The sequence below is a fragment of the Oleiphilus sp. HI0117 genome (assembly GCF_001635235.1).
The window spans coordinates 1-3,164 of sequence record NZ_LWGA01000887.1; the positions used below are offsets into that span (position 1 = coordinate 1).

Here is a 3,164-nt window from a genome sequence, read left to right on the forward strand (position 1 = left end):
TGAAAGAGAACTACTAGACAGAGGCGTTGCAAAAGTCGAGTTTATTGGCCTGCCATCTCAAGAGATAGCCATTCAGGTTGATAGCAAACAGATCAGCGCATTAAAAATGTCACTTCCCCAACTCGGCCAGCAAATACTCAATGCCAGTCAGGATATCCCAGCAGGTACCAGCGGAAAAAGTGAAGCAGCCAAAGAACTTAGAAGCATTGAACAGCGAAGAAGTGAAAGTGGCTTTGAACAGCTAGCCATACTAAGCGGAAGTTCTGCCGAACCCATTAAGCTCGAAGACATCGCGGTGGTGCAACAACGTAATAAAGACAATCAAATAGAGGTCTTTTATCAAAACAGGCCTGCTGTTTTGTTACGAGTTCTTCGCACCCAGTCTTCCGACACTTTGAAAGCAGCTGAGACTCTTAATAACTGGTTGGCTGACACAAAGCCCCTACTCCCTCAAACTGTTCAGTTACACGCTTATAATGAAGCCTACGTACTAATTGAGGACCGTATTAACCTGCTAATCAAAAACGGCCTAGGCGGCTTGATTCTAGTGGTCAGCATCCTATTCATATTCCTCAATGGTCGTGTGGCCTTTTGGGTTGCTGTCGGTATCCCAATATCATTTATGGGCACACTTGCAATACTCTACCTCGTTGGCGGCAGTATCAACATGGTCAGCATGTTCGCGCTAATCATGGCGCTGGGCATCATTGTCGATGATGCAATTGTTGTAGGCGAAGATGCCCTCACTCACTATAGCAAAGGTGAAAACCCTCTACGTGCTGCTGAAGGCGGTGCTCGCAGGATGTTCGTGCCAGTCTTATCTTCTTCGTTGACAACCGTTTCTGCCTTCCTGCCATTGATGCTCATTAGCGGCATTATCGGCAACATTCTGTTCGACATTCCACTAGTAATTATCTGTGTCATTATCGCCTCTGTAATTGAGTGCTTTCTCGTCTTACCAGGTCATTTAAATCATTCCTTTAAGCGCTCCTTTAAAGCCAATGCAGCGGGTTCATATCGGGAAAAAATCGATCAAGGTTTTAATCGCTTTCGGGATAATTTCTTCCGCCCTTTATCCGAAAAATCGATCGAGAATCGAGGCGTTATTCTTTGTCTATCCGTCGCGATCCTGGCTGTCAGTATCACTCTGATTGCCTCGGGCCGGGTCAAGTCAGACTTCTTCCCCCAACCTGAAAGCCATATATTACTTGGCAACGTTAAGTTTGCTTCAGGAACACCGCCTGAAAAAGTACGCGAGTTCGGCCTTAACATGGAGCAAGCCTTGCAACAAGCCGATGCAAAATTCGCCAAGGAACAACGCATGGGCGATGCTGATAGCCTGGTCGTTCATAGTGTTCTTAGGATTAACCAGGCCAGCTTCGATGGTGGCCAGAACTACTCCACGGGTGAACAATATGCTTCCGTTCACGTAGAACTTTTAACACCAGACGCTCGCGATATAAGAAACCCCGAATTTATTGAAGCCTGGAACGATTTCATCGACCAACCCGATGGCGTAGAGCAGCTGAGCATATCTAGCCCACGAGGTGGTCCACCGGGTAAAGACGTCGATATATTCCTCACTGGGCAAGCGACTTCGGTACTCAAACAAGCGGGTGAGGACCTGGCGACCAAGCTAAAAACCTATGTCGGCGTGCGTGATATCCAAGACGACCTACCCTTTGGTAAAAACCAATTTATCTACTCACTTACGCCTCTGGGAGAAGCGCTTGGCTTCACCGTCTCGGATGTTGGCAGACAATTACGAGCGGCCTTCGACGGCCAGCTTTTACAAGTATTCTATGACGAGAATGAAGAGATCGAGGTTCGGATTATTCTTCCCGATGAAGAGCGCAACTACTCTCGTATTCTCGACAACTTCCCTCTCGTTACACCCTCTGGTGATATTGCTCAGCTAAGCAATGTCGTCACCTTGACCCATAGAAAAGGCTTAGAACTGGTTAGGCATACTGAAGGTAAGCTTGGTCTGCACGTCACCGCCAGCGTTAACCCCGACTTAAATAATGCCAACCAGATAATCGCCGAGCTACAAGAAGAGTTTTTACCTAACCTGTCCATCGAGTACGGTATTAAAATAGACTTGAAAGGCAGGGCTGAAGAACAAGCCCAGACCGGCAAAGATATGATGCTAGGCGCAGCCATAGGCTTTACCTTAATCTATATTATCCTGGCGTGGGTATTTGGTTCCTACTCTTGGCCTGTCGCAGTATTGCTTGCGATCCCTCTTGGAATATCGGGTGCGATACTGGGTCACTGGCTGCTAGGCATTGACCTAACCATGCTCTCTTGGTTTGGCTTTTTTGGCCTATCAGGCATCGTTATCAATGATGCGATAATATTGGTCACCTTCTATCGAGAGTTACGAGAACAAGGCCAGCCCGCCAAACAGGCTATTGTCGATGCTTCATGCCTGCGACTCAGAGCGGTTATGCTGACCTCTTTGACGACTGTTGCGGGGCTATTACCACTGCTGTTCGAAACATCACTGCAAGCTCAGTTCCTGATCCCTATGGCTGTCAGTATTTCATTTGGCCTGGCATATGCAACGATTCTTATCTTGTTTGTTATTCCAGCTTTAATTTCGCTTATTGAAGAGTTTAAAGAGCGGAAAGCTAAGGCCTAAGAAATATAATAAACCAACAAAAAAGGGGCGCCAGAAAACTGGAGCCCCTTTTTTAATGCTTTGAGCTTACAAGCTATTCAACAGCGCTTCACAGCTTGCATCATCCGTTGGGCGTTCATTAACGCTCTGTTCTATATCAATCAGACCATTTGGACTTGACCAACTTGCGGTTTCCCCTGCATAGCTCATGCTATAAAGGTTTTCACCATCAGCTTCACCTCGACTGATCAAAGTCAGATCAAACGAACCAGCAACCGTTAACACCAATCGACGATCATCAATGGTAAACCAAGTAGCCAAATCAATCAGCGTACCCGAAGTTTCGTAGATATCGTCTTCATCATTATCGTTGCTGGTATCATTGTAGGCTAGACACAGGTCTACAGTACCTGCCTGGCCGCTTTCATCGGCGTCAAACAAGAACAAAGCCTTTCCAGAGATACCTTCTTCGCCATCACTATAATCGATAAATAACTCTCGACCATCCAGCGCCTCATAAGTATCACCACCTGTGCCAATT

General features: G+C 46.7%; 2 protein-coding genes. One reads left to right on the forward strand and one right to left on the reverse strand.

All coding sequences use genetic code 11. The features are described from left to right. Nucleotides 1-2,644: efflux RND transporter permease subunit (locus A3757_RS15580; protein ID WP_068739895.1), on the forward strand; the 2,644-nt coding region annotated here is incomplete at its 5' end. Between the two features lie 66 nt (nucleotides 2,645-2,710). Here A3757_RS15580 and A3757_RS26885 read toward each other — a convergent pair. Further along, nucleotides 2,711-3,164: hypothetical protein (locus tag A3757_RS26885; RefSeq protein WP_197470068.1), on the reverse strand; the 454-nt coding region annotated here is incomplete at its 5' end.